The sequence below is a fragment of the Paenibacillus xylanilyticus genome (assembly GCF_047246825.1).
Classification (GTDB): Bacteria; Bacillota; Bacilli; order Paenibacillales; family Paenibacillaceae; genus Paenibacillus; species Paenibacillus xylanilyticus_B.
Map to the genome: position 1 here is coordinate 185417 of NZ_JBFOLB010000003.1, position 23077 is coordinate 208493.

20 protein-coding genes are annotated in these 23077 nt (G+C 51.1%); 8 read left to right on the forward strand and 12 right to left on the reverse strand.

Annotation, left to right across the window (positions count from 1 at the left end; genetic code table 11):
- Positions 1 to 107: 107 nt before the first annotated feature.
- Positions 108 to 1052: a MerR family transcriptional regulator gene (locus tag AB3N00_RS20255; protein ID WP_413036198.1), complete on the reverse strand. Its 945-nt coding sequence runs from the start codon at positions 1050 to 1052 to the stop codon at positions 108 to 110.
- A gap of 361 nt (positions 1053 to 1413) precedes the next feature.
- Here AB3N00_RS20255 and AB3N00_RS20260 point away from each other — a divergent pair, with 361 nt between their 5' ends.
- From AB3N00_RS20260 to AB3N00_RS20295, 8 genes are all read left to right on the forward strand, one after another.
- Positions 1414 to 2784 carry a phospholipase D family protein gene (locus AB3N00_RS20260; RefSeq protein ID WP_413036595.1) on the forward strand — a complete coding sequence of 457 codons (1371 nt, stop codon included), beginning with the start codon at positions 1414 to 1416 and terminating at the stop codon, positions 2782 to 2784.
- 124 nt (positions 2785 to 2908) lie between these two features.
- On the forward strand, positions 2909 to 3532 hold the full coding sequence (locus tag AB3N00_RS20265; protein WP_413036199.1) for a TetR/AcrR family transcriptional regulator: 624 nt from the start codon (positions 2909 to 2911) through the stop codon (positions 3530 to 3532).
- On the forward strand, positions 3529 to 3873 hold the full coding sequence (locus AB3N00_RS20270; protein ID WP_413036200.1) for a DMT family transporter: 345 nt from the start codon (positions 3529 to 3531) through the stop codon (positions 3871 to 3873). Before AB3N00_RS20265 ends, AB3N00_RS20270 begins: the two co-directional genes overlap by 4 nt.
- Positions 3873 to 4187 carry a DMT family transporter gene (locus tag AB3N00_RS20275; protein ID WP_175396691.1) on the forward strand — a complete coding sequence of 105 codons (315 nt, stop codon included), beginning with the start codon at positions 3873 to 3875 and terminating at the stop codon, positions 4185 to 4187. Before AB3N00_RS20270 ends, AB3N00_RS20275 begins: the two co-directional genes overlap by 1 nt.
- Before the next feature lie 108 nt (positions 4188 to 4295).
- Positions 4296 to 4427 carry a hypothetical protein gene (locus AB3N00_RS20280; RefSeq protein ID WP_413036201.1) on the forward strand — a complete coding sequence of 44 codons (132 nt, stop codon included), beginning with the start codon at positions 4296 to 4298 and terminating at the stop codon, positions 4425 to 4427.
- 192 nt (positions 4428 to 4619) lie between these two features.
- Positions 4620 to 5567: a TetR/AcrR family transcriptional regulator gene (locus tag AB3N00_RS20285; protein ID WP_413036202.1), complete on the forward strand. Its 948-nt coding sequence runs from the start codon at positions 4620 to 4622 to the stop codon at positions 5565 to 5567.
- A gap of 42 nt (positions 5568 to 5609) precedes the next feature.
- Complete coding sequence (locus tag AB3N00_RS20290) at positions 5610 to 8825, forward strand: efflux RND transporter permease subunit (RefSeq protein WP_413036203.1); 3216 nt, start codon at positions 5610 to 5612, stop codon at positions 8823 to 8825.
- A gap of 407 nt (positions 8826 to 9232) precedes the next feature.
- On the forward strand, positions 9233 to 10912 hold the full coding sequence (locus AB3N00_RS20295; RefSeq protein ID WP_413036204.1) for a PucR family transcriptional regulator: 1680 nt from the start codon (positions 9233 to 9235) through the stop codon (positions 10910 to 10912).
- 12 nt (positions 10913 to 10924) lie between these two features.
- Here AB3N00_RS20295 and AB3N00_RS20300 read toward each other — a convergent pair whose 3' ends face one another.
- From AB3N00_RS20300 to AB3N00_RS20350, 11 genes are all read right to left on the reverse strand, one after another.
- Positions 10925 to 11152 carry a hypothetical protein gene (locus AB3N00_RS20300; protein WP_413036205.1) on the reverse strand — a complete coding sequence of 76 codons (228 nt, stop codon included), beginning with the start codon at positions 11150 to 11152 and terminating at the stop codon, positions 10925 to 10927.
- Positions 11153 to 11157: 5 nt separating this feature from the next.
- Positions 11158 to 12597 carry a dihydropyrimidinase gene (gene hydA / locus AB3N00_RS20305; RefSeq protein ID WP_413036206.1) on the reverse strand — a complete coding sequence of 480 codons (1440 nt, stop codon included), beginning with the start codon at positions 12595 to 12597 and terminating at the stop codon, positions 11158 to 11160.
- Positions 12594 to 13889 (reverse strand): NAD-dependent dihydropyrimidine dehydrogenase subunit PreA, encoded by a 1296-nt coding sequence (gene preA / locus AB3N00_RS20310; protein WP_413036207.1) that lies wholly within the window; start codon positions 13887 to 13889, stop codon positions 12594 to 12596. Before preA ends, hydA begins: the two co-directional genes overlap by 4 nt.
- A 294-nt stretch (positions 13890 to 14183) precedes the next feature.
- On the reverse strand, positions 14184 to 15494 hold the full coding sequence (locus AB3N00_RS20315) for an NAD(P)-dependent oxidoreductase (protein ID WP_413036596.1): 1311 nt from the start codon (positions 15492 to 15494) through the stop codon (positions 14184 to 14186).
- 121 nt (positions 15495 to 15615) lie between these two features.
- The gene (locus AB3N00_RS20320; protein WP_413036208.1) at positions 15616 to 16497 is read right to left on the reverse strand and encodes a nitrilase-related carbon-nitrogen hydrolase; all 882 of its coding nucleotides are present in this window, start codon (positions 16495 to 16497) and stop codon (positions 15616 to 15618) included.
- An 81-nt stretch (positions 16498 to 16578) separates the two neighbouring features.
- A complete protein-coding gene (locus AB3N00_RS20325) occupies positions 16579 to 17859 on the reverse strand; it encodes a M20 family metallo-hydrolase (RefSeq protein WP_413036209.1) in 1281 nt (426 codons plus the stop codon).
- 58 nt (positions 17860 to 17917) lie between these two features.
- Positions 17918 to 19291, reverse strand: a complete 1374-nt coding sequence (locus AB3N00_RS20330; protein WP_413036210.1) for an aspartate aminotransferase family protein — start codon at positions 19289 to 19291, stop codon at positions 17918 to 17920.
- A gap of 22 nt (positions 19292 to 19313) precedes the next feature.
- Entirely contained in the window at positions 19314 to 20375 is a 1062-nt protein-coding gene (locus AB3N00_RS20335) for an ABC transporter substrate-binding protein (RefSeq protein WP_413036211.1), read from the reverse strand.
- A gap of 80 nt (positions 20376 to 20455) precedes the next feature.
- Positions 20456 to 21391 (reverse strand): ABC transporter permease, encoded by a 936-nt coding sequence (locus AB3N00_RS20340; RefSeq protein WP_413036212.1) that lies wholly within the window; start codon positions 21389 to 21391, stop codon positions 20456 to 20458.
- Entirely contained in the window at positions 21388 to 22200 is an 813-nt protein-coding gene (locus AB3N00_RS20345; RefSeq protein WP_413036213.1) for an ABC transporter permease, read from the reverse strand. The genes AB3N00_RS20340 and AB3N00_RS20345 overlap by 4 nt, the downstream gene beginning before the upstream one ends.
- Positions 22181 to 22996: an ABC transporter ATP-binding protein gene (locus AB3N00_RS20350; protein WP_413036214.1), complete on the reverse strand. Its 816-nt coding sequence runs from the start codon at positions 22994 to 22996 to the stop codon at positions 22181 to 22183. The genes AB3N00_RS20345 and AB3N00_RS20350 overlap by 20 nt, the downstream gene beginning before the upstream one ends.
- Positions 22997 to 23077 lie beyond the last annotated feature (81 nt).

Below are 23077 nucleotides of genomic sequence, written 5' to 3' on the forward strand. Positions count from 1 at the left end.
CGCAAAGGATGTCCCTTAGTCTATAGCCTATACATTATCATGAAACAGAAGTTGCTCATGAACTCCCTCATGTGGTCTGCACCTTGCCAAAAAAAACTGGCCACCGCTTAGTCCTGCGTACGCAAAGGATTCTCCGTCAAATACTCCCGCTCCAGCCATGCCTGCCAGTCGGATGAATTCTCTGGCATGACCCACTCCGGATAAGCCGCATTCTCATTACGCTCGTAGCCCTTGCCCCCAAGGATAAAGCGCATATGCGGAAACTCGGACAGAATGCGGTTTACAAGTCGATCACACGGTTCACTCAAGCCGGGGTTTGTAATGGAGAGACAGACCAGTTTAATTTTTTGCTCCCGGATAATGGGGAATACCCCTTCCTCGGGAGTGTTGGCACCGAGATATAATACCTCGGCTCCATTTTTGCGCATAAATAGCGAGAACAACAGCAGCCCCACCTGGTGATGCTCCCCTTCCGGACAGAGCGCCAGAACTTTGGGCAGATGCGGATAGATCGGGAACAGATGGAAAAACTGATAGAACCGCTGTGAGATCAATTGGGTCATAAAGTGCTCCTGCGCCACCGTTGCTCTGCCCTGTTCCCATGCATCTCCCACACGAACGAGAATGGGTACAAGCACATGATAAAACATGGAGTCATATCCATACATGGTGAAGCCAAAATCAATCAAACCGTTGGCCCGTTCACCCTGGAAATGGTAGAGCGAGTCATAAATCTGATCCGCCATGCGTGCATATGCCTCTTCCATCGTCGGGACCGGTGCGGTTAGCGGAGCTGGAATGACCGATTCGGGCGGCTTTGCTTTGTTCACTTTTAACATGCGTACAGCTTCAGATATGTTGGTCTGATGCTGTTCAACCTGCTCCTTCAACCAGCGCAGATCTTCAACATTCTCATCGGTGTACAATCGATAACCCGATTCCGTCCGCTCAGGGGTTACCGCACTGTACCGATTCTCCCAAGCCCGGAGCGTTACCGTTGGAATGTCCAGCATGGCAGCGACTTGTTTGATGGAATACACTTTATTACCCACTCTCTTTTCTGAAATATCCAGGCCATCTATAGGTTAACGAATACTTCCTCCGTCCTTGTCAGGTATATGAAAATCCCAACATTCCACAAAAATAATACACTCATTATACACAACGGCCTCACACCTGTCGATTGCATTCAGGCAATTCCTTCATGAACAAAACCCCATTTTCCCCTGTCCAAATAAGCCGCCTGCGTCAATATGGATAACGGAGTGGTAATAGAAGTCAGCACGTTTACAGAAGGGGGATATGCCGTTGTTTAATACGAGGCGCTCATCATCAGAACACAAGACATCCAGACGTCGTTTTCCATACATACGAACAGCTCTTGGACTCCTTATTTTATGGCTCGTGGCGGTCATGCTTTACCAAACATACAAGCCACTACCTGCAGGCATTTCCTATGAAAGCCCTGAATATCGCGTGGACGAGGTAGCCTTCCTTCATGACCTCACTTACCCCTCTGAAGACGGACAAATGGAACATGAGCAGCAGATTTTCCAGCGCATGCTTCAGATTGTGGAGGAGGCTGAGCAGTTTGTTGTGGTGGATATGTTCCTATACAACAACTATCAGCATAAGGGACAGCATTTCCCTCCGGTCAGTTTGGAATTCACGGATGCTCTGGTCGCCAAAAAAAAGCAGCACCCCGACATGCAGATTCTGTTTATTACGGATGAAGTGAATACCAACTATAACTCTGCACCGAATGCGCTGCTGGAACGAATGAAACAGGCAGGCATTCAGGTTGTCATCACTAATGTTGATCCACTCCGGGATTCGACGCCCGTATACTCGGCAGTCTGGCGTACGTTCTTTCAATGGTTTGGCCAGTCGGGTGATGGTTGGATTCCGAACCTGATGGCAAGCGACGGCCCGGACGTTACAATGCGTTCCTATCTCAAGCTGCTTAATGTAAAGGCCAATCACCGCAAGGTGGTCGCTAGCGAGAAAAAGGCGATTGTCTCCTCCGGCAACATCCATGATGCAAGTGCCTATCACTCCAATGTAGCGTTTGAAGTCACGGGGCCCGTCATTGGGGATATTCTTCACTCGGAACAGGCCGTTCTGAATATATCAGGGGGAGGTCAGGTTCCTTCCTATACAGCTCCTTCCACGGATCCAAACAAGGGGGATCTGCGAATTCGCTATCTGACCGAAGGAAAAGTGAATGATGCCGTATTGCATGAGATCCATCTGACGGAAAAAGGGGATACCTTGTGGATGGGCATGTTTTACATTGCTTCTCCGAAGGTACTGGATGCGCTGTTGGATGCATCCACAAGGGGAGTCGACATCCGGCTTGTGCTCGATCCGAACGAAAATGCATTCGGTCAGGAGAAAATCGGCATTCCGAATCGTCCTGTAGCCGCAGAGCTGCATGACAAATCGGATGGCAAAATTCAAATCCGCTGGTACAACACAACCAAAGAACAGTATCACACCAAAATGATGTATATTGCCAAAGCAACCGGGGATCATATCGTACTTGGCGGATCAACCAACCTCACCCCACGAAACATGAATGACTATAATCTTGAAAATGAACTATGGGTGGCGGCGCCTGCGAATCATGAGTTCACCCGGAGCGTGGCGGATTATTTCGAACGATTGTGGAATAATGAGGATGCGGAGTTCACCCTGAACTTGGACGAATTCCAGGAGAAAACAACTTTTCTGAAGGGGATTCTCTATAAACTGCAGCTTATACTGGGATTCACCACGTTCTGATCCGTATATCGCTGCACCTGTAGTCGCCTGTGTACTTTAGCAGGCGGCTCTTTTGAATGACTTGACATCTGATGTGAAATATGAAAATATAGTTTACCTAACGACCGTTAGGAAGGTGAGTAGAATGACAGCACAAGCCATACGAAATGCGGCCTTGTTCCACTTTGCCAGAGATGGGTATGAAGGGGCATCCCTTCGAGCTATCGCTGACGATGTTGGGATTAAGAAACCGTCGATATATGCCCACTTCAGCGGCAAGGAAGACTTATTCCTTCAGGCGCTGGCCCATGCCTTTCAAGAAGTAAAACGCCATACATTGGAGTATTTCCGCGATCATGCCGAGCTTCCTCTGGAAGCCAGACTGAGGGGTGTGTTTCCCTGGTTCGAACAGGAATACAACGCTAACGCTTCTGCCCGCTTGATGCTGCGCATGTCTTACTTTCCTCCCCCGGGACTGTACAAGGAAGTGATGGATCTCGTGCATCCATTTCTTGATGGCATGGAACGCTCTCTTAACCGACTCCTGCAGCGAGCGGTACGTCATGGAGAATTACCTTTGATTCCAACGGAACAAGCTGCCATTGCTTTTATGACTTCTCTCGATGGAATTACCGTTGAGATTATCTATGGAAGCTCACACCGTTATAAACGGCGCCTGAAAGCGGCTTGGCCTGTCTTTTGGCATGGTATTCATCATTTGAACGAACAGGCACAGAAGATCGTGCCGGAAGGAGAAACATCATCATGAACCGCAATTGGTTATATGTATTTATCGGAGGCATTATCGAAATTGTCTGGGTAAGCGGACTGAAGCACGCCTCCAATCTATGGGAATGGGCTTTAACCGCTGCAGCCATCATTGTGAGCTTTGCTTTGATCATTGCAGCATCCAAGAGATTGCCCGTGGGCACGGTATATGCCGTCTTTACCGGAATTGGAACCGCAGGCACGGTGCTTACGGAAATGCTGCTGTTCGGCGAGCCTTTCCGTCTGGCCAAAATTTTGCTGATTGGACTGCTGCTCTGCGGCGTAATCGGACTGAAACTGGTCACAGATCAACAAGAAGAAGCGAAAGAAGGTGTGGCATAATGGCATGGTTAGCCATTGTAGGCGCAGGCATCTGTGAGATTTTTGGCGTGATCGGCATTAACGGCGCTTCAACCAAAAAGGGCTGGCCTTATATCGTGCTTATGCTCGTTTCCTTTGTATTCAGCTTCTCGCTGCTGTCCTATGCCATGACTTCCATTCCCATGGGCACCGCCTACGCTGTCTGGACAGGCATTGGTACTGTAGGCAGCACATTAACGGGCATGTTCCTGTTTGGTGAACGCAAGGAGGCCAAACGACTGTTGTTTATCGCCATGATATTGGTGGCTGCGGTTGGTTTAAAACTGATTACGTAAAAACTGTATCTATTATGTAAAAACTAAGGCAGCTTCCATCTGGAAGCTGCCTTTTTGGTATATCATGTAAGTAGATGTATCCCGGTGAAAGTGGAAAGGATGATCTGTATGAAGAAATGGTTGACTCATCTCGGCTCGCTCGCAGGATATTCATTTCTCATCCTTATAGGTGCCTTTTACCTGATTGCACTTGCTGCCATTATAATTCTGGCCATCTATGCCTTTCAGAACGGAGCATAGCTCTCCCACTATCCTGTAGAAGGTGCCTATCCTCATCTCTCATCTCTCCTTCTATTAAATATCGGCTCATTCCTATCGTTTTTCCCAATTCCCTCCCATTTGAATTCACACTCCCATATCGTTTATACTTGTTCTGACCCTAAAGTCAATTTAAGAACTCATAAGTTCCGCACCGAGGTGAAAGTATCGTTAATGAACCCTATTCATGAGATGAATGAGAAGAAAAAACTCATTATTACGACAGCCCTTAAGTTGTTTTCTGCCAAAGGCAGTGTGGCAACTTCCATGCAGGAAATTGCGGAGCTATGCGGCATGTCCAAGGGAAGCCTCTATTTGATGTTCAAATCCAAAGAGGAGTTGGAAGCCAGTACAATGGAGTACTGCCTTTACACCCTGATGGATGAAATGTCGCAGATTGAACATGAGGCTGGTCTCACATCCAGAGAACGTCTGCACAAGCAGATTGAGACGCTGCTGGTTCACGTTTCCGAACTGAAAGAGTTCCTTCGGGTACAGCTGCGCAGCATCATGATGGATGATGAGCAGCATCCCAGCAGTAAATGCAATCCGCAGCACAGGGATATGGAAATCCGCACCTTGCACTGGTTTAAGGATAAGCTTGAGGATCTGTACGGTCCCGAGATTGAGCTTTATACCGTAGACCTTATTTTGCTGACGCATGGTCTGTTCCTGTCCTACGTCAAAATCTGGTTCACGGAAATGCCATCCCTTACCGTTTCCAAAATGGCCTCGAATCTACTGCAAACGATTGATTATGCAGCGTATGGTTTGCTGGATCAGCGGCCTGCACCTTTGATTCCTTTGGAAAACTGGCCGGCATGGACCAGCGATTCAATTACGGATTCGACGATGATGCGTCATCCCATTCACATCATCAAACAGATGCAGGATATCGTGACTACCGATCTGACTGCAGGACAATTCAGGAACGATGCACTTGAAACCATCGCCATTCTGAAACAGGAAATGATGGAATTCACGCCGCGGCGTGCCATTATTCTGGGCATGATGCACAACCTGGAGAACATTCCAGCGATTGAATCCTTGCACTCCGAGCTTCAGCATATTCTGGATGCCATGTACAGCCGGTTCATCCAGGCTGACTCGTCACACAAATAAGATAAAAAAACAGGGAGAACTGAGAGGAGAAGAAACTGTCGTATGAAAGGAATTATTAATTTCTCACTGAACAACAAGTTTGCGATCTGGATTCTGACCATTATCGTTTCCTTCGCCGGTTTGTACAGCGGACTAACGATGAAGCAGGAGACCATTCCGAACATCAATGTGCCATTTCTGAGTGTCACGGCGATTGATCCCGGAGCTGCCCCAGAAGGTATTGTCGAAGATGTCACCAAACCGTTGGAACAGACCCTGCGTAATGTGGAGGGAATCAAGACCCTTACATCCACATCCATGGAGAACGCTGCTTCCATCACACTTGAATTTGATTATGGAACTGATCTGGACAATGCAACCGCAGCTGTTCGCGAGGCACTGAATGAAGTGCAGCTCCCGGACGGTGTACAGAAACCGACCATTTCCAAGTTCAGCATCAACTCGTTCCCAGTTGTCTCTCTGAGCTTGTCCGATAAGGACGGCGGAGATCTGGAGCAGTTGACCAGACTCGTTGAATCCGATATTCAACCTGCACTCGAAGATATCGACGGTGTAGCCCAAGTACAGGTTTCCGGTCAATATGTCAAGGAAGTACAACTGAAGTTTGACCAGGAGAAAATGAATGAACTTGGTCTCACTGAAGAAACAGTAAATGGTATCGTTCAAGGTTCTTCTGTCCGCGTACCACTGGGACTGTTCGAACTGGACGAAGCACAGAAAGCCGTTGTGGTTGACGGCAACATCATCGATCTGGATGATCTGAAAAACCTCGCCATTCCTGTGGTACCAAGCGGTGCTGGCGCAGCAGCTGCAGATCCATCTGCTCAAGCCGGCGGTGCTGCTGGTCAAGCAACAGCTCCGGGTGCTGCACAGGGTTCCAACCCATCTGCCGGGCAATCGGCTGGTGGAAATGCAAGTGCAGGTAGTGCTTCCGGCGCTGCCAGTGCAGCAGGAATTCCTACGGTAAAATTAAGCGAGATCGCGAAGATTGAAGTCATTGGTCAGGCCGAATCCATTTCACGGACAGACGGCATGGAATCCATCGGTATTTCCGTTGTGAAATCCAATGATGCCAACACTGTAGATGTGGTTAACGCAGTCAAGGAGAAGGCGGAAGAATTGCAGACGCAATTCAAAAACGCGCAGCTGACTGTATTGCTCGACCAAGGTAAACCGATTCAGGATTCTGTTAATACGATGCTCGGCAAAGCCGTTTTCGGTGCTCTATTTGCCATCCTGATCATCCTGTTGTTCCTGCGTAACATTCGTTCAACCATTATTTCGATTATCTCTATCCCGCTTTCCTTGCTCATGGCAATGACTGCACTCCTGCTCATGGACATCACGCTGAATATGATGACGCTGGGTGCCATGACGGTGGCGATTGGCCGGGTAGTCGATGACTCCATCGTGGTTATCGAGAATATCTATCGCAGATTGACCCTTAAGGGAGAGAAGCTGAAAGGCCGTGAATTGATCCGGGAAGCTACTCGGGAAATGTTCATTCCGATCCTCTCTTCCACGATTGTAACCATTGCCGTATTCTTGCCACTCGCACTCGTAAGCGGTATGGTGGGCGAGCTCTTCCTGCCATTTGCATTAACCATGGTATTTGCATTGCTGGCATCCCTGATTGTGGCGATTACCATTGTGCCAATGCTGGCTCATACCCTGTTCCGCAAAGGTTTGAAGAACAAGCAAAATCACGAGGAAAAACCAGGGAAGATGGCCGAAGGCTACAAACGCCTTTTGAACTGGACATTATCACACAAAATCATTACGGTCGGTATCGCCGTACTCTTGCTGGTCGGCAGTTTGTTCCTGTACCCGTTCATCGGTGCAAGCTTCTTGCCAGAGCAGCAGGACAAATACGTGACCATCACTTACAGTCCGGAAACCGGGGCTTTGCGTGAAGATGTTGAAAAAGAAGCACTTGTTGCTGAAAAGTGGTTGCTAGAACAGCCTGGTCTGGAGAAAATGCAGTATTCCATCGGCGGCAGCAATCCACTGAGCAGCATGGGTGGCGGAAGCTCCAACTCGGCTCTCTTCTATATTGAATATAACGAAGATACAAAAGATTTCACTCAAGTGAAAGAACAGCTTGTAGAAGGTTTGAGGAAGGAAGTTACCGTAGGTACCTGGACTGAGCTGGATATGTCCGGCGGTCTGGGAGGCAGCAGCCTCAGCATCTCCATCTATGGCGACAACGTAGACCAGATCAAACCGGTTACGGATGAAGTGTTCAAACTGGTTGAAGCGGATACGGAATCGTTCGAAAAAGCGGACACCACTCTCTCTGACACATATGGGCAATATACCCTCGTTGCGGATCAGGAGAAGCTTAGCTCGCTGGGTCTGACTGCAGGCCAACTGGCTATGGCACTGAGCCCTGCACAGGAACGCTCTGTACTGACGGAAGTGGATATTGATAACAAAACCTATAAAGTGTATGTCGAGACAGATCAAAAAACATTCGACAGCATCGCTGATATTGAAAATGAGAAAGTGACTTCTCCGCTCGGTATCGAAGTACCGATCAAAGATGTCGCCAAAGTCGAAGAAGGTACATCTCCGAACTCGATTATGCGTATTGACGGCAAAGTCGTTGCTCAGGTGTCAGCCAACATTTTGGCTTCAGATGTGCAAAAAGCTTCACAAAACTTGCAGGATAACATCGACAAACTGGATCTGCCTGATGGTGTGGAAGTGAAATTCGGCGGTACAACCGAACAAATCAATGATACTTTCACCCAACTGGGTCTTGCCATGCTGGCAGCCATCGCCATTGTATACTTTGTACTGGTCGTTACATTTGGCGGCGGACTGGCGCCATTCGCCATCCTGTTCTCCCTGCCGTTCACCGTTATTGGTATTATGGTAGGCCTGTTCCTGGCTGGTGGTACCATTGACGTCTCTGCGATGATGGGTGGACTGATGCTTATCGGGATCGTGGTCACCAATGCGATCGTCCTGATCGACCGTGTCATTCACATGGAGAAAGACGGCTTGTCTACTCGTGAAGCCCTGCTTGAAGCTGGTGCAACACGTCTGCGTCCAATCCTCATGACCGCACTTGCAACGATTGGTGCCTTGCTGCCACTCGTTACAGGACTGGAAGAAAGCGCGGGAATCATCTCGAAAGGTCTGGGTATTACCGTTATCGGCGGTCTGATCAGCTCCACGCTGCTCACCCTGGTGATTGTGCCAATCGTGTATGAATTCCTGATGAAGTTCAAGAAGAAAAGAATCGAAGATTAATCTGCTCGTTTGAGCGTCGATTCGAAAGAATGAAATAGAGCATGCTATTATAATCTGCCTCCTGGTTCTCATTGAAATGACTGTTCATTTCAATGAAAGACCAGGAGGTTTTTTTATGGGTGGAAACAGAATACCACCATAAATGTTAGGTAAAACAACACCAATCAGGAATTCAACCATGCCAAATCACAAAATGAAGATCCTGTTTTGTAAAATGAAACAAATGAGCGTGAGATTTCAGCTCATGTTCTGTAAATGGACTTATAATATAGCTTAATTATGTATGTCAACGGACCTTAAACAGCTTACCCTGCTCGTACATCACAACATAACAAACGCTCTTCAGAAACCCGCATCATAAGGCGGGATTGCAAACGGCATGCAATTCGAGGAAGGACGGTGGTTGTATGGGGGAAACAACGCTTCAACTTCAGATGAGAGATATGTTAAAACGGCCTGTATTCCGCAAGGCAGAGGTTCTTGCCAGTGAACGGGCACTGGAGCGATATGTCCGTTGGGTCCATATCATGGAGGTGCCTGACGTAGGCAATCTTTTAAACGGAGGAGAACTCGTGCTGACCACCGGCATTGGCTGGCAGGATGATGAGCAGCAAGGCTTGTCTTTCCTGCGCCAGTTAATTGCCCGCGGTGCTGCAGGACTCTGTATTGAGCTGGGGGCTCACACCAAGTCGCAACTCGGAGCAATGAAGGAAATTGCAGCAGCGGATGATTTTCCGCTCATCTGGTTCCATGAACAAGTCCGCTATATTGATATTACGCAAGACCTGCACTTCGCCCTGATTCGCAGTCATCAGCGAATGCTCGCCGAACTCGACAATCTTACTACCTCGTTCAACCAACTTCTTCTAAATGGAGACGGCGTGCAGCCGCTGCTTCGATTGTTGTCCCGCACAACCGGCTACCCTGTGGCATTATATCCACTTGAGGGGGAAGCCAGTGCTGTCCCTTATTGTCCTCCAGAGCTGTTGGAGAACCGCAGAATGGCGTGGTTAACTCAGCGCAGCCACTCATCCCAGACAGACCAAATGGGTCAAAAGAATCGTTCAGGGCAACCAATGGACGCCCTTACCCTCCCTATTCAGGCGCTGGAGTATACCTTTGCCGATCTTGTACTCTTCCTGGAGAAGCTTCCCGATCACGAACTTGAGTTACAACGTCACAAGCCTTCCGATGAATTTGTCATTCAGGCAGTGGAGCGCTGTGCGGCCGCCATAGCACAGGACTGGATGCGGACCAAGTACATGGAAGAAAAGCGTCGTTACAAGGAAGACATGTGGGTGATTGACTGGCTGAACGGACATCACACGGCCAAAGAAATCCAGGAATATCTTATCAGCAGAGGCCCCCTGCTTGCTTCCAGCAAAGGCACCGTTGTTTTGTTTGACAGCAATCCGAGCTATACCGACAGCCTCAAGCTTCAGAAGCTGCTCATACAGCGTAACATTGTCGCACGCTCTGTATTTTCCCGGGAAGGGTTTACCCTGTTCAGCACGGTATTGAACCATCAAATTATCCTGATCATTCTCGATCCCCAGCCCGTTCCTCAGCGCAAAAGCAGTCTCTGGCGCTGCATAGAGCAGCTACAGCAGCATGAAATAGACCAGACCCACCGTCTGTTCTCCGGCCTACTGGGCATTGGTCACAGCTGTACCGATTTGTCACGTCTCAAGGACAGCCTGGATGCAGCCAAAGAAACATTGCGCATTCAGAAAGATACCGGACCCATGCAGCAGCCGTTTTACAGCAACCTCCACGGTTATCGCATCATTGCAGGGATGAAGCAGAGCGGCAATTTGGAGGACTTTATCGAAGAATATCTCGGTCCCGTCATTCGGCATGATGCAGAGAAAGGCGGACAACTGCTGCGAACACTAAAACAGTATTTTGTGCTTTGCTGTTCCAAGCAGGAGACCGCCACCGCCTTATTTATTGTCAGACAGACCCTCTATCATCGGTTGGACAAAATTGAAGCTTTGCTCGGAGAAGACTATGTCCTCCCCGAGAAACGCGTCGCCATTGAACTCGCCATCTATGCTTATGAATACGTCCATGGTCCAATTGCATAACTTGCATAAAGGCTACGCCCCTCGCTGTTCCCGAAGCTGCCGGATTAGAAAGTGGACGAACCACTTTCGTCCGGACGCCGTACCGACATGCTGCTCCTTCATTTCACCTGGACGATCCGGATGTTCCCAGACTACACTGGCGCCTTCCAGATGTTCCTGAACAGAATAGATCCGATATCCTAACGTAACCATTCGTTCGATCGCCACCTTCTCTGCTTCAAAAGCTTCATTTTCCAGCATCAGCCTTACCCTCCCGTCGATGTCGTGACCGTTTGCCGCACAGGTATGGGTGTACCCGCATCATATTTGGCACGCTTTACATATTGACCCGCTCCGGCCGCTCCGGCAAACTGCCGATCCTTAATGACATAGTCCCCCCGGCACAGTACGGTGATAGGGCATCCCTGAACCTGCATGCCTTCGAAGGCACTATAATCCACATTCATATGATGTGTACTGGCCGATATCTCCCGGGAAACAGAAGGATTGAAAATAACGATATCCGCATCAGTACCGACAGCAAGCGTCCCCTTCTGCGGAAACAGACCAAACAGCTTGCTCGCCCGGGTAGAGCACAGATCCACCCACTGATTCAATGAAATGCGGCCCTTGGCAACTCCCTCCGAATACAGGATACTAAGCCGATCTTCAATGACAGGCCCGCCATTCGGAATTTTGCTAAAATCATTCTTTCCCAGATCCTTCTGTCCCTTGAAATTGAATGAGCAGTGATCCGAGCCAATGGTCTGCAATTGGCCGCTCTTCAGTGCATTCCACAACATATCCTGATGTGAGGCTTCCCGAAGCGGCGGGGACCAGACGTACTTGGCACCTTCGAAATCAGGCTGATCCATAATAGATTGATCCAGCGTAAGATACTGCGGGCACGTCTCGCCCCAGATCCGGTATCCCATGTCACGCATGCGCGCAATCTGCTCCACCGCTTCGGCACAAGTGACGTGCACGACATACAGCTGTGAATCCGCAAGTGCAGCCAGACGCGCAGCACGTCCTGTCGCTTCTCCCTCCAGAATGGAAGGGCGCGTAAGCGCATGATGAATGGGCGCGGTCCGCCCATCGGCGAGTGCCTGACGCACAAGCAGATCAATGACATCTCCATTCTCGGCATGCACCATAACCAAAGCACCGTACTCCTTGGCTTTTTGTAACGTCTGAAAGAGGATGCCATCATCCGCCTGGAATTGGTTTTTATATGCCATGAACACCTTGAAGGAAGACACCCCTTCCTCCTCAATGACCTGCGGCAGTTCCTCCAGTACCTGATCATTCATCTCCCCGATCATCAGATGAAATCCATAGTCGATTGCAGCTTTCCCCTCGGCCTTCCCATGCCACTCCTTGAGGGAGTCGATGAGCGGTTTGCCTTTTTGCGTCAGACAGAAATCAAGGATTGTCGTTGTCCCGCCAAAAGCAGCAGCAGCGGTTCCCGACGCAAAATCATCGGCGGTAACTGTACCACCAAACGGCATATCCAGATGTGTATGCGGATCGATCCCGCCAGGAATGACATAACAGCCGGAAGCATCCACAATCTCCGTTCGGTCATCCGCCACCACGCCCAATCCAATCTGCGTGATCTTTCCGTTTTCGATAAGTATATCTGCTTCAAAAGTATCCGATGCCGTGACCAATACGCCATTCCGAATCAGTTTGCGTCCACTCATGATATCGCCTCCTTGGTTGATTGATCCCTGGCCGATTGCAGCAAGGCAATCGCAGACTGACGTTCATTCCAGGTTAATGGGGTCTGTTCATTTGCAATCTCCACCATTTCGATGGCCCCGTCAACCGGACAAACAATCGAGCACAGGTTACATCCCACACAATCTTCCTCGACCACTTCCAGGTAGGCACCGGAAGGATCGGTCAACATATCAATACATTGATGCGATGTGTCCTCACAGGCAATATGGCATTTGTTGCAGTTGATACAGACATCCCTGTTGATGCGGGCGACCACTTTATAATTGAGATCCAGATTGCCCCAGTCCGAGTACCTAGGCACCGTCTGACCCACAAGTTCCGCTACACTGCTCAAGCCCTTCTCATCCAGATAATCGTTCAACCCGTCAATCATGTCCTCCACGATGCGAAAACCATGATGCATCGCTGCCGTGCACACCTGAACCCCTGACGCCCCCATAAGCAGGAACTCTGCCGTATCCCGCCAATCGGATATGCCTCCAATTCCTGAGATCGGCACCCCTACTTCCGGATGTCGTGCACACTCGGCCACCATGTTCAGGGCAATCGGCTTCACGGCAGGACCGCAATAACCGCCATGGGCGCCTTTGCCGCCTACATGGGGTACGGTATTCCATGAATCCAGATCAACACCCGCCAGCGAGTTGATGGTGTTGATCAGGGAGATGGCATCTGCACCACCACGTACAGCTGCCCGAGCAGTCGCCGTAATATCCGTGATATTCGGCGTGAGCTTCACAATCACGGGTGTGGTCGCTACTTCCTTCACCCACATCGTTTGCAGCTCAACCAGGTCCGGCTGCTGTCCGGAAGCTGCCCCCATGCCACGCTCAGCCATGCCGTGAGGACAGCCGAAGTTCAGCTCCAGGCCATCCACGCCGATTGCTTCGACCTTTTTGACAATCTCATGCCACTTCTCCCGTTTCGGTTCCACCATCAGTGAAGCAATGACCGCACGATCCGGAAAACGTTTCTTGGTTTCAGCGATTTCCCGCAGATTCACCTCCAGTGGGCGATCGGAGATCAATTCAATATTGTTAAATCCCGCTACCCGCTGCCCGCCGAAATGTACAGCTGCAAACCGGGAAGAAGTATTGATGATCGGTTCACCCAGCGTCTTCCACACCGCACCTCCCCAGCCTGCCTCGAAGGCACGCTGCACCTGATATCCTGTATTGGTCGGTGGCGCGGATGCCAGCCAGAATGGATTAGGTGATCGAATACCTGCCAGATTTATCGATAAGTCAGCCATAACGATCCCTCCTTGGTGTTGTTTGAACATCTGGTCTTTCACTTTATGACTTCGTGGTCCGAACAACCTTTTGATCAGTGTGTAATCTAACGAACCTGAGCACACTCTTTTAAACGTACTACTAGAAGTATGGCGTTGTAACGAATCACCTACGTTTTATTTTCGATTCCATCCGTACTATCTCGGGTATCTACCTGAATAACGCCACTGATGTTCGTTAGCCTCTCCCTTTCATGCTGATCTTCAAAATAAGGTGCTGGCAGTTCGTTAGCGTTCGAAACAAACGAGTTAACCTCAAGCTGTCACTTCCACCTGTCCAGGCAGCGCCTTCATCAGTGCGGCTGCGGCCAGTTTGCCTTGCTGTGCTGCCGAAACAACCATGGCTTCGCCCTGACCCTGGCCGAAGACCACATCGCCCGCCGCATAGACCTGCGGATGCGAGGTGCGATAGGTCTGCGGTTCCACTTCAACGACACCCCAGTGATGACGCAGGCCAAAGGCTTCAATGAGTGGCAGCAGCCTGTTCTGTCCTATCGCCCGGACAACGGTGTCACAGTCAATTATGAACTCCGTTCCTTCCTGGGGTACGGGTAATGCACGCCCACCTCCCGGCGGGGTAACCAGCTCCATTTTCACACACTCTACAGCCCGGACTCGCCCATTCTCATCACCAATGATGCGCTGTGGCATCGTAAACCAGCGAAATTCCACACCTTCCTGTTTCGCAAACGTATACTCAAACGCATACGCCGTCATCTGGCTCTCCCCGCGTCGATAGAGCATCTGCACGCGCTCTGCTCCCAGGCGCACCGAGCAGGTAGCCGCATCCACTGCCGTGTTGCCTGCACCAATGACAGCTACGTTCAGACCGTTGAGCGCAGGCGGGACGCCCTGCTTCGTGGATTCCACCAGTTCAATCGCATCGTATACCCCTTCCAGCGTCTCTCCTTCGATTCCCAGCATCGGAACGGAACCCATCCCACAGGCCAGAATGACAGCTTCATGCTGCTCTAGCAATTGTGAAGGGGCAATGTCCATGCCTATACGTACACCATAACGAATGTTCACCCCCAATGCTTCGACCTGCTCCACTTCCCACAAGGCTACCGCTTCCGGCAAACGGAATGATACAATTCCGTACGTATTCAATCCGCCACCTTTGGGTTTGGCTTCATAGATCGTCACGTCATAACCTGCACGACCGAGCTCTCTGGCTGCAGACAATCCGGCAGGCCCGGCCCCAACAACAGCGATGGATCTCCCATTGGGGGCAGCTGCCTGAAATAGCGGCTCATTTTTCGCACGCGCCCAGTCCGTAGCATATCGCTGCAAATCACCGATGCGAATGGGCTTCGACGATTCATTCAGTACACAGGCGCCTTCACACAGTTCCTCAGTTGGACAGACCCTTGCACAGCTCGCACCCACCGGATTGGCATCCATAATGGTTCGAGCCGAACCTTTAAGGTGACCTGTCGAGATTTTGCGGATAAACGAAGGGATGTTAATATCTGTGGGACACGCCTTGATACACGGTGCATCGTAACAGTACAGACAGCGGTTTGATTCCTCCATCGCTTCCTTGCCAGACATAGCGGGTTTCATCTCGGCAAAACGGCTCTCCCATCCATAATCGGATAACGTTGCTCCCGGGCTGTTTATCACGACCACGCACCTCCTAAGGATTAATCTGGGTTGATCTTCTAACAGAACCTTTCAATCGCCCTTACAGGTTAACCAGATGTTCATACGTCTCGGGTCGCCGATCCCGGTAAAATTGCCACACATTGCGTACTTCACGGATCATTTCCGTATCCATCTCGCCAATGACAATCTCATCCTGATCCCTGCTGCCCATGGCAACCATTCCTCCACGCGGGTCCACCAGATACGACTGACCATAAAATTCACCCATATTCCATGGCGCTTCCACACCTACCCGGTTAATGGCAGCGACATAATAGCCGTTGGCGACCGCGTGGGCAGGCTGTTCCAATTTCCACAAATATTCCGATGTACCGGCCACTGTGGCTGACGGATTGAAGACAATTTCGGCCCCGGCGAGTCCCAGCAGACGCGCTCCTTCCGGGAAATGCCGATCATAACAGATGTACACGCCAACCCTGGCGTACGCTGTATCAAATACCGGGTATCCCAGATTCCCAGGCCTGAAATAATATTTTTCCCAAAACCCGTTCGTGCCCTCGCCCGCTTCCACATGCGGGATATGATGCTTGCGGTATTTGCCAAGATAGGAGCCATCGGCATCAATCACGGCAGCCGTATTGTAATACGAAGCAATGCCTTCCACCTCATACACAGGCAAAATGATAACCACACCCAGTTCCTTCGCAAGCGCCTGAAAACGTCTGGTCGTCGGTCCTTCCGGCACGGGTTCGGCAGATGCATACCACTTGGGATTTTGCTCCGTACAAAAGTACGGTCCATAGAAAACTTCCTGCAATCCGATAATCTGAGCGCCCCGGGCAGCGGCTTCACGGACCAGGATGATGTGCTTTTCAATGGCAGCCTCTTTGTGGTTTTCAACCGGGGCTGATCCTTCCACTTCATGCGAAGCCTGAATCAGGCCAATACTGACTTTTCCCATACGTTAAACGCCCTCCTTCTGCCATGATGGATTGGTATGAAATAAACTCATTCATCGTTTTGAGTTCCCTTGAGATGTTGATCAGTCACCCGACTCAATGTCAGCAGGCAGCTGGCTGCACATTTGCCGAATCGTACGGTAGAGCACCTCTGTTCCCAGTGCAATGTCCTCCGGCGAGGAATACTCGCTCGGATGGTGGCTGATCCCATCCTTGCTGCGGACAAAGATCATGCCATACTCACACACATAGGACAGCGCCAGCGCATCATGGAACGGGCCGCTCATCAGCTCCGGCAAGGGCAGTCCCATCTCCTCCGCAGACGAACGTATGGCCGCCTGGACCCGTTCCGCACAATATCGCGGTTCACTGTTGGTATCTTCGGTCAAGGAATAGGTCAGGCCATGCTGACTGCATATTTCAGCGAGCACATTCATCAGCCGGGCTTCAAGTTGATTGCGGCGTTCCATCTCCATATCGCGCAGATCCACGGTGAAGCTGACTTCTTCGGGGATAATGTTGCGTGAGTCCGGGAATACCCTCAGACTGCCCACGGTACCAACCGTGGGGGCATCCGGATCTGCTCTTACCATATCGTCAAAAGCCGCAATGACCCTGGCACTGCCTGCGAGTGCATCATGCCGCATGGCCATCGGTACAGAACCGGCATGCCCTGCCATGCCTTTGATTGTGACCGTGAGCCATAACGGACCAGAAATACCTGTTACCAGGCCCACCGGGGCATCCAATGATTCCAGTACAGGGCCCTGTTCAATATGCAGCTCCAAATAACAGCCAATCGAGCCTGGCGAATAGATCCCTTCAGCAAAATTCTCTACGGAGCAACCGAAGGCTTTCAGGGCCTCCCGGCGGGTCACCCCATTTTTGTCCTGCCGCTCCAGTTCTCCCTCTTCCAGCTGTCCAGTCATTCCACGCGAACCAAACAACCCTTTGTTGAAGCGGGAACCCTCTTCATCGCAAAAGGCAATGACCTCAATTGGCATAGAGGGCTGAATGCCATTCTCCATCAGGCACTGTACAACTTCCAGCGCACCCAGAACACCGATCGCTCCATCGTATCGACCGCCGTAAGGCTGTGAATCAATATGCGAGCCAAGCATAAGAATAGGCCGTGCCGGATCTGTCCCTTCAAGGCGGCCGATCAGATTCCCGAACGGATCGATCCGGGTTGCCAGTCCGGCTTCTTCCATCCAGAGTCGTACCTGAATAATGCCATCCATATCTTCGGGCGTAAGGGCAAGCCGGCATACACCCGTCTCTCCAATTCGTCCGATACGGGACAATTGTTCAATTCGTTCATTTAATCGAAGCTGGTTAATGCCTTTTCCGGTTGTGATCTGCATCTTCCCTCGCCTCCATGAGAAATATTGCCAAACGGTCTAATTATTCCTGCGATTCAGGCTATCCTGTCTCCAGACTGCGCAGTGCTTTGAGTACACTGCCAGTAATCAGATTCAGCTCATCCTCCGTGGTGACAAATGGAGGAGAGATCGTCAAAATGTTGGCGAACCCTGGTACCGTGTCCCCGTTTTTACCAATCAGCACCCCATCCTTCTTGCAGCTGGCCAGCACTTGTACCACTTTCCCTGCATCTGCCGGGGAGCCATCCGCTTCAATAAGCTCAATGCCACAGGCAAAACCAAACATTCGGATATCTCCAACCACGGACAGCTCCAGCAGCGGCTCCAGCTTCTCACGAAGCAAGTGCCCCAGCTCATCCGCACGCTCGACCAGGTTCTCACGCTCCAGAATGTCCAGATTGGCCAGTGCCACCCGGCAGGAAACCGGATTGCCGCCGAATGTATTCACATGGCGAAAGTGTGCATCCGGCCCGGGTTCCCGGAACGTATCGTATAGATCCGCTCGAACAGCTGTAGCGGATAACGGAGAGTATGCGCTGGTCATCCCTTTTGCCATTGTGACAATATCTGGCTGCACCCCATAGTTCTGATGACCAAACTTCTGTCCGGAGCGCCCAAACCCGCAGATCACTTCATCCACGATCAGCAGCACACCGTAGCGCTGACAGATCTCCTGCACGGTTCGCATGTAATCCGGAGGCGGGACAATCATGCCGCCCCCGGTAATCACCGGCTCCATAATGACCGCCGCTACGGTCTCGGGACCTTCCCAGCGGATGACCTCTTCATAGATGGTCGCACATTCGAGTCCGCATGCTTCCTTGTTCCGTCCAAACGGACAGCGATAACAATACGGGGGTGGAACATGGGAGAAGCCCACACCCAGCGGTTCATACTTGATCTTGCGGGCTGCCTGCCCGGTAGCGCCGAGCGCGCCCATGGAGTTGCCGTGATAGGCCCGGTGACGGGAAATGAACTTGTGTCTGGTTGGCTCACCATTCTGGTGATGAAACTGACGGGCTATTTTAAACGCTACCTCATTCGCATCTGAGCCCGAGTTGGAAAAGAAGATCCGATAATCTCCCCCCAGCCAGTCATTCAGCTTCTCTGCCAGCAAAATCGCCGGTTCGTGACTCTGCGTCATTGGTACATAAGCGAGTGCTCTCATCTGCTCATATGCACTTTTAGCAATCTCCTCACGTCCATGCCCCACATTCACACACCATAGTCCGGACATGGCGTCCAGATAACGCGTGCCATCCTGATCCGTAATCCAGCTGCCTTCCCCGCTAACGGCAATCATCGGATGATCGTTATGAGGCGAGATGTGATGCCACACGTATTTGCGGTCCTTCTCCAGCCATTCTTCCTTCGTACCGCCAAGCGGCTGAGGTTGCTGATCCACAGAGCTCATCCGTCATCCTCCTTTGACTGACTTATTTCACCGCATCCTCATAGATGCTCTTCTCCAGTGCTTCGTCCAGATTGGCCGCCTTCTTGATCAGTCCATAGTTGAGGGCAATTTCCGCTGTACGGGCAAACGACTCATCCACGAAACTGCCCACCTGCTGCTCTGTAAATCCTTCCGGACGAATCAGCTTCGCGATCTCTGCCAGCATCGTCACCTGATGTTCACGGGTCGTACTGCCGTCGGTGACATTGCTCATGACGGTATCCACAGTCTCTTCCTGATTGTCGATGGCGTAGTTCCAGCCTTTCAGAATGGCACGGGTAACTTTTACAGCCAGATCACGGTTGCTGTCGACCCAATCCTTTTTCGCAATCAATGTATCTTCCAACATACCTACACCGGCATCCTCGATGTTGAACACATCCAGATCGGACTCCTGTACTCCACTTTCCAGCACGACGTGATATTCGTTATATATTGTGGCTGTTGCAACATCCACCTGGTCATTGAAAAACTGATCCATCGTAAAGCCCTGCTTCACCAGCTCGATATCCTTCTTAGGATCAAGTCCATTCTTCTCCATAAAAGCGAGGACCTGAAACTGCTGGCTGCCGAACCATGTACTTACCTTTTTCCCTTTCATTTGAGCCGGATCAGTTATTCCCGCTGACTTCTTGGCGATCAAGCGATAACTGCTCTTCTGTGAAATTTGCGCAAGGGAGACCAGCGGCAGACCGTTATCACGGCTTACCAGCAGACTGTCCACCCCGGTAATTCCAACATCGGCTGCGCCGTTCACCACCTGCTGTTCAATAACGATATCCGGACCACCCGGAATAATCTCGGCATCAATGCCCTCATCTGCAAAAAAACCTTGTTCCTTCGCGGCATAAATACCGGCGAACTGAGCCTGGGGCACCCATTTGAGCTGAATTTTCACTTTGGTTAAGGGCTGCTCCGCTGTTCCTCCTGCACTTGCCGCAGCAGGCTCGGCAGACGGTTCCGTCTTCGTGGAACATGCAGCCAGCATGGCAACAACAAGCATCAGCACCAACACCAGTAAACCTGATTTCGACGTTTTGTACATTTACAGAACAACCCCCTTGTTTTTATAAGGATTCCATCAGGTACTGCAACAGATCTGTGGATGCCGGTATACCGTTGGTCTCATGAGTTTGTACGTGCACGATTCCACTGAATAAGCCGTTTTTCCGCCAGTACAACCGCTTCATACAGCACGATGCCGAGAGCAGCCGCGATGACGATACAGGACCAGGCAAGCGGCATGTTGGCGAGGCGAATCTGATCCGAAAGTAGATATCCAAGCCCTTGGGACGCGATAAAAAATTCACCCACAATGGCTCCGATAATACTGGTGGACATATTGATCTTTAGCCCGGCAAAGAGGGAGGGCATGGCGTGAGGCAGCCGCAATTTCAAGAAAACCTGCATGTTGCTGGCAGCAAGCCCGCCCAGCAGTTCACTGTACTGCGGCTGTATGGAGGTAAGCCCCTTGAACAGGCTAACCGCCATCGCAGCCATCGTAATGACGGCCACTACCGCGATCCGTGACCAGATGCCGTCGCCAAACCAGTTATTCATGATCGGAGCCAGCGCAACAATCGGCACTGCGTTTAGAGCAGACATCACGGCAATCCCTGCCTTGCCGCTGATCGGAAAGAACGAGGCACCCGCTGCCGCCAGCGCACCCAGCAGGGAACCGAGCAGGAAGCCACCCAGCATTTCCGTCCCACTATATAGAGCATATCGAAAGAGCATTTCCGCATTTTCCCTGATGGATGCTGCAATTGCCGCGGGTACAGGAAGCTGATAACTTTCCAAGGAAAACAACCGATGAAAGAACCGGAACTGCCACAAAGCGAGAAATAACATGCCTGCCAGCCAGGGAAGCGAGTGCAACACGATCCGTTTCCTCCGTGTATTAACATCTGATCGTTCCTTCTCTGCTTGTCCCCGTTGTCCCTGAACCTCCGAACTTGGAACAGAAGCAGCCAAAGACGATCCAGACAGAGATGACGTACCAGAGACAGAAGCAACCCCGATCTCATCGCGATTGCGGTTCATCATCGCACCTTCATTCATACTCTGCTCCCTCCCTTGGCTCTGAATTCAGGCTGCCAGGGTGTCAACCAGCGCTCAGCCAGGCTGATGACCAGATACGAGATCAGTCCAATGCCGATGCTAAGCACGATTGTGGCCCAGAACATGCCGACCTGAGCACTGCCATAGTACAAGGAACTGACCATCAGGACTCCAAGTCCATCCGGTGCACCCATCAGCTCCACCACAATGGAGGAGGTCACTGCGAGCGGGGCAGCGATCTTCATGCCTGCGAACAGTCCAGGTAGTGCAGAAGGCAGCAGACATTTGATATATCGAGTCGTCAACGAGGCTCCACAAGAACGCATCAGCTCCAGATGTTCCGGTGCAGCGCTTTTTAATCCTTTGAGTGTGTGAATAATGATGGGGAAGAACGTGACATAAGCCGCCATGAATATCCGTGCCCACTCGGCGTTATGAATGATGCCGTAGATAATCGGTGCGAGACCGATGACCGGAATCATCTGCGAGGAGATGACATAGGGAGATAATGTACGTTCCAGCCAAACGGCGACACTCATCAGAAGCGCCAGCACCAGACCCAGCAGCGTTCCCCCGGCAAATCCAATGGCAGCATTGCCGAACGTCACCGCTCCCTGCTCAGCGAGTGTGCCCGAGTAGCGAATCAGCGCGGCAAGAACGTCATGAAGATAAGGCAGACGGGATGCGGCCTGCTGCGGTGACATTAAAAGATGGAGAATCCAGGCAATGCCTTCCCACAGCATCAATATGGACAGTATCCAGATCACGACCCAGGAACGATACTCCAGCTTAAATGAGCGCAGGGACATGATCCGGATCACGCTCCTTGTGGAAACAATTGCGTATGGTGGTCAGCATGTGGTAGAAGTCTTCGGTCTCCCTCAGTTCATTGGTACGGTCCGAGGGCAGGGCGACAGGATGAATGGAATGCACCTGTCCGGGATGTGCGGAGAGGACGATAATGCGGTCCGATAAAAACACGGCTTCGGGGATACTGTGCGTAACAAAGAGGAATGTTTTGCCCGTGGACCGCTTAATATCAAGCAGCTCCAGTTGAAGCTTCTCCTTCGTGAATTCGTCGAGCGCGGAGAATGGTTCATCCATCAGCAGCAATGGCGGATCAAGTGCAAGTGCACGTGCAATAGATACCCGCTGCTGCATGCCTCCGCTGAGCTGCCAAGGATAATGGTCAGCAAACCGGGTAAGTCCGACCATCTCCAGCAGCTCACCGCTGATGCGGCGGCACTCTTTTTTGCTCGTGCCCAGAATCTCCAGCGGCAGCTCAACGTTGTGACGCACTGTTCGCCAGTCAAACAGGGCTGGAGTCTGGAATACGATTCCGAATTGTCTCTGGAGACGCGCCTTCTCTGGTTCTGCACCTGCAATCCGGACGGTGCCTGATGTTGGCTGCAGCAAATCGGCTATGAGCCTGAGCAGCGTCGACTTGCCGCAGCCAGAGGGGCCAAGCAAAGACACAAATTCATTGGACTGGATGTGGAACGTAACATCAGACAGCGCGGTGACCTGTTTTGCTCCAGTGCCAAATACAACAGATACATGATCGACTTCAATGTGGCAAACTTCGGGGACGTTCATGGATGACATGGGCATTCTCCTTTTCGAGGGAAGTTGGTTACATTTCACACCAAGGTCGAATGGAAGGTTTGCGTTCACGAACGTAACGGG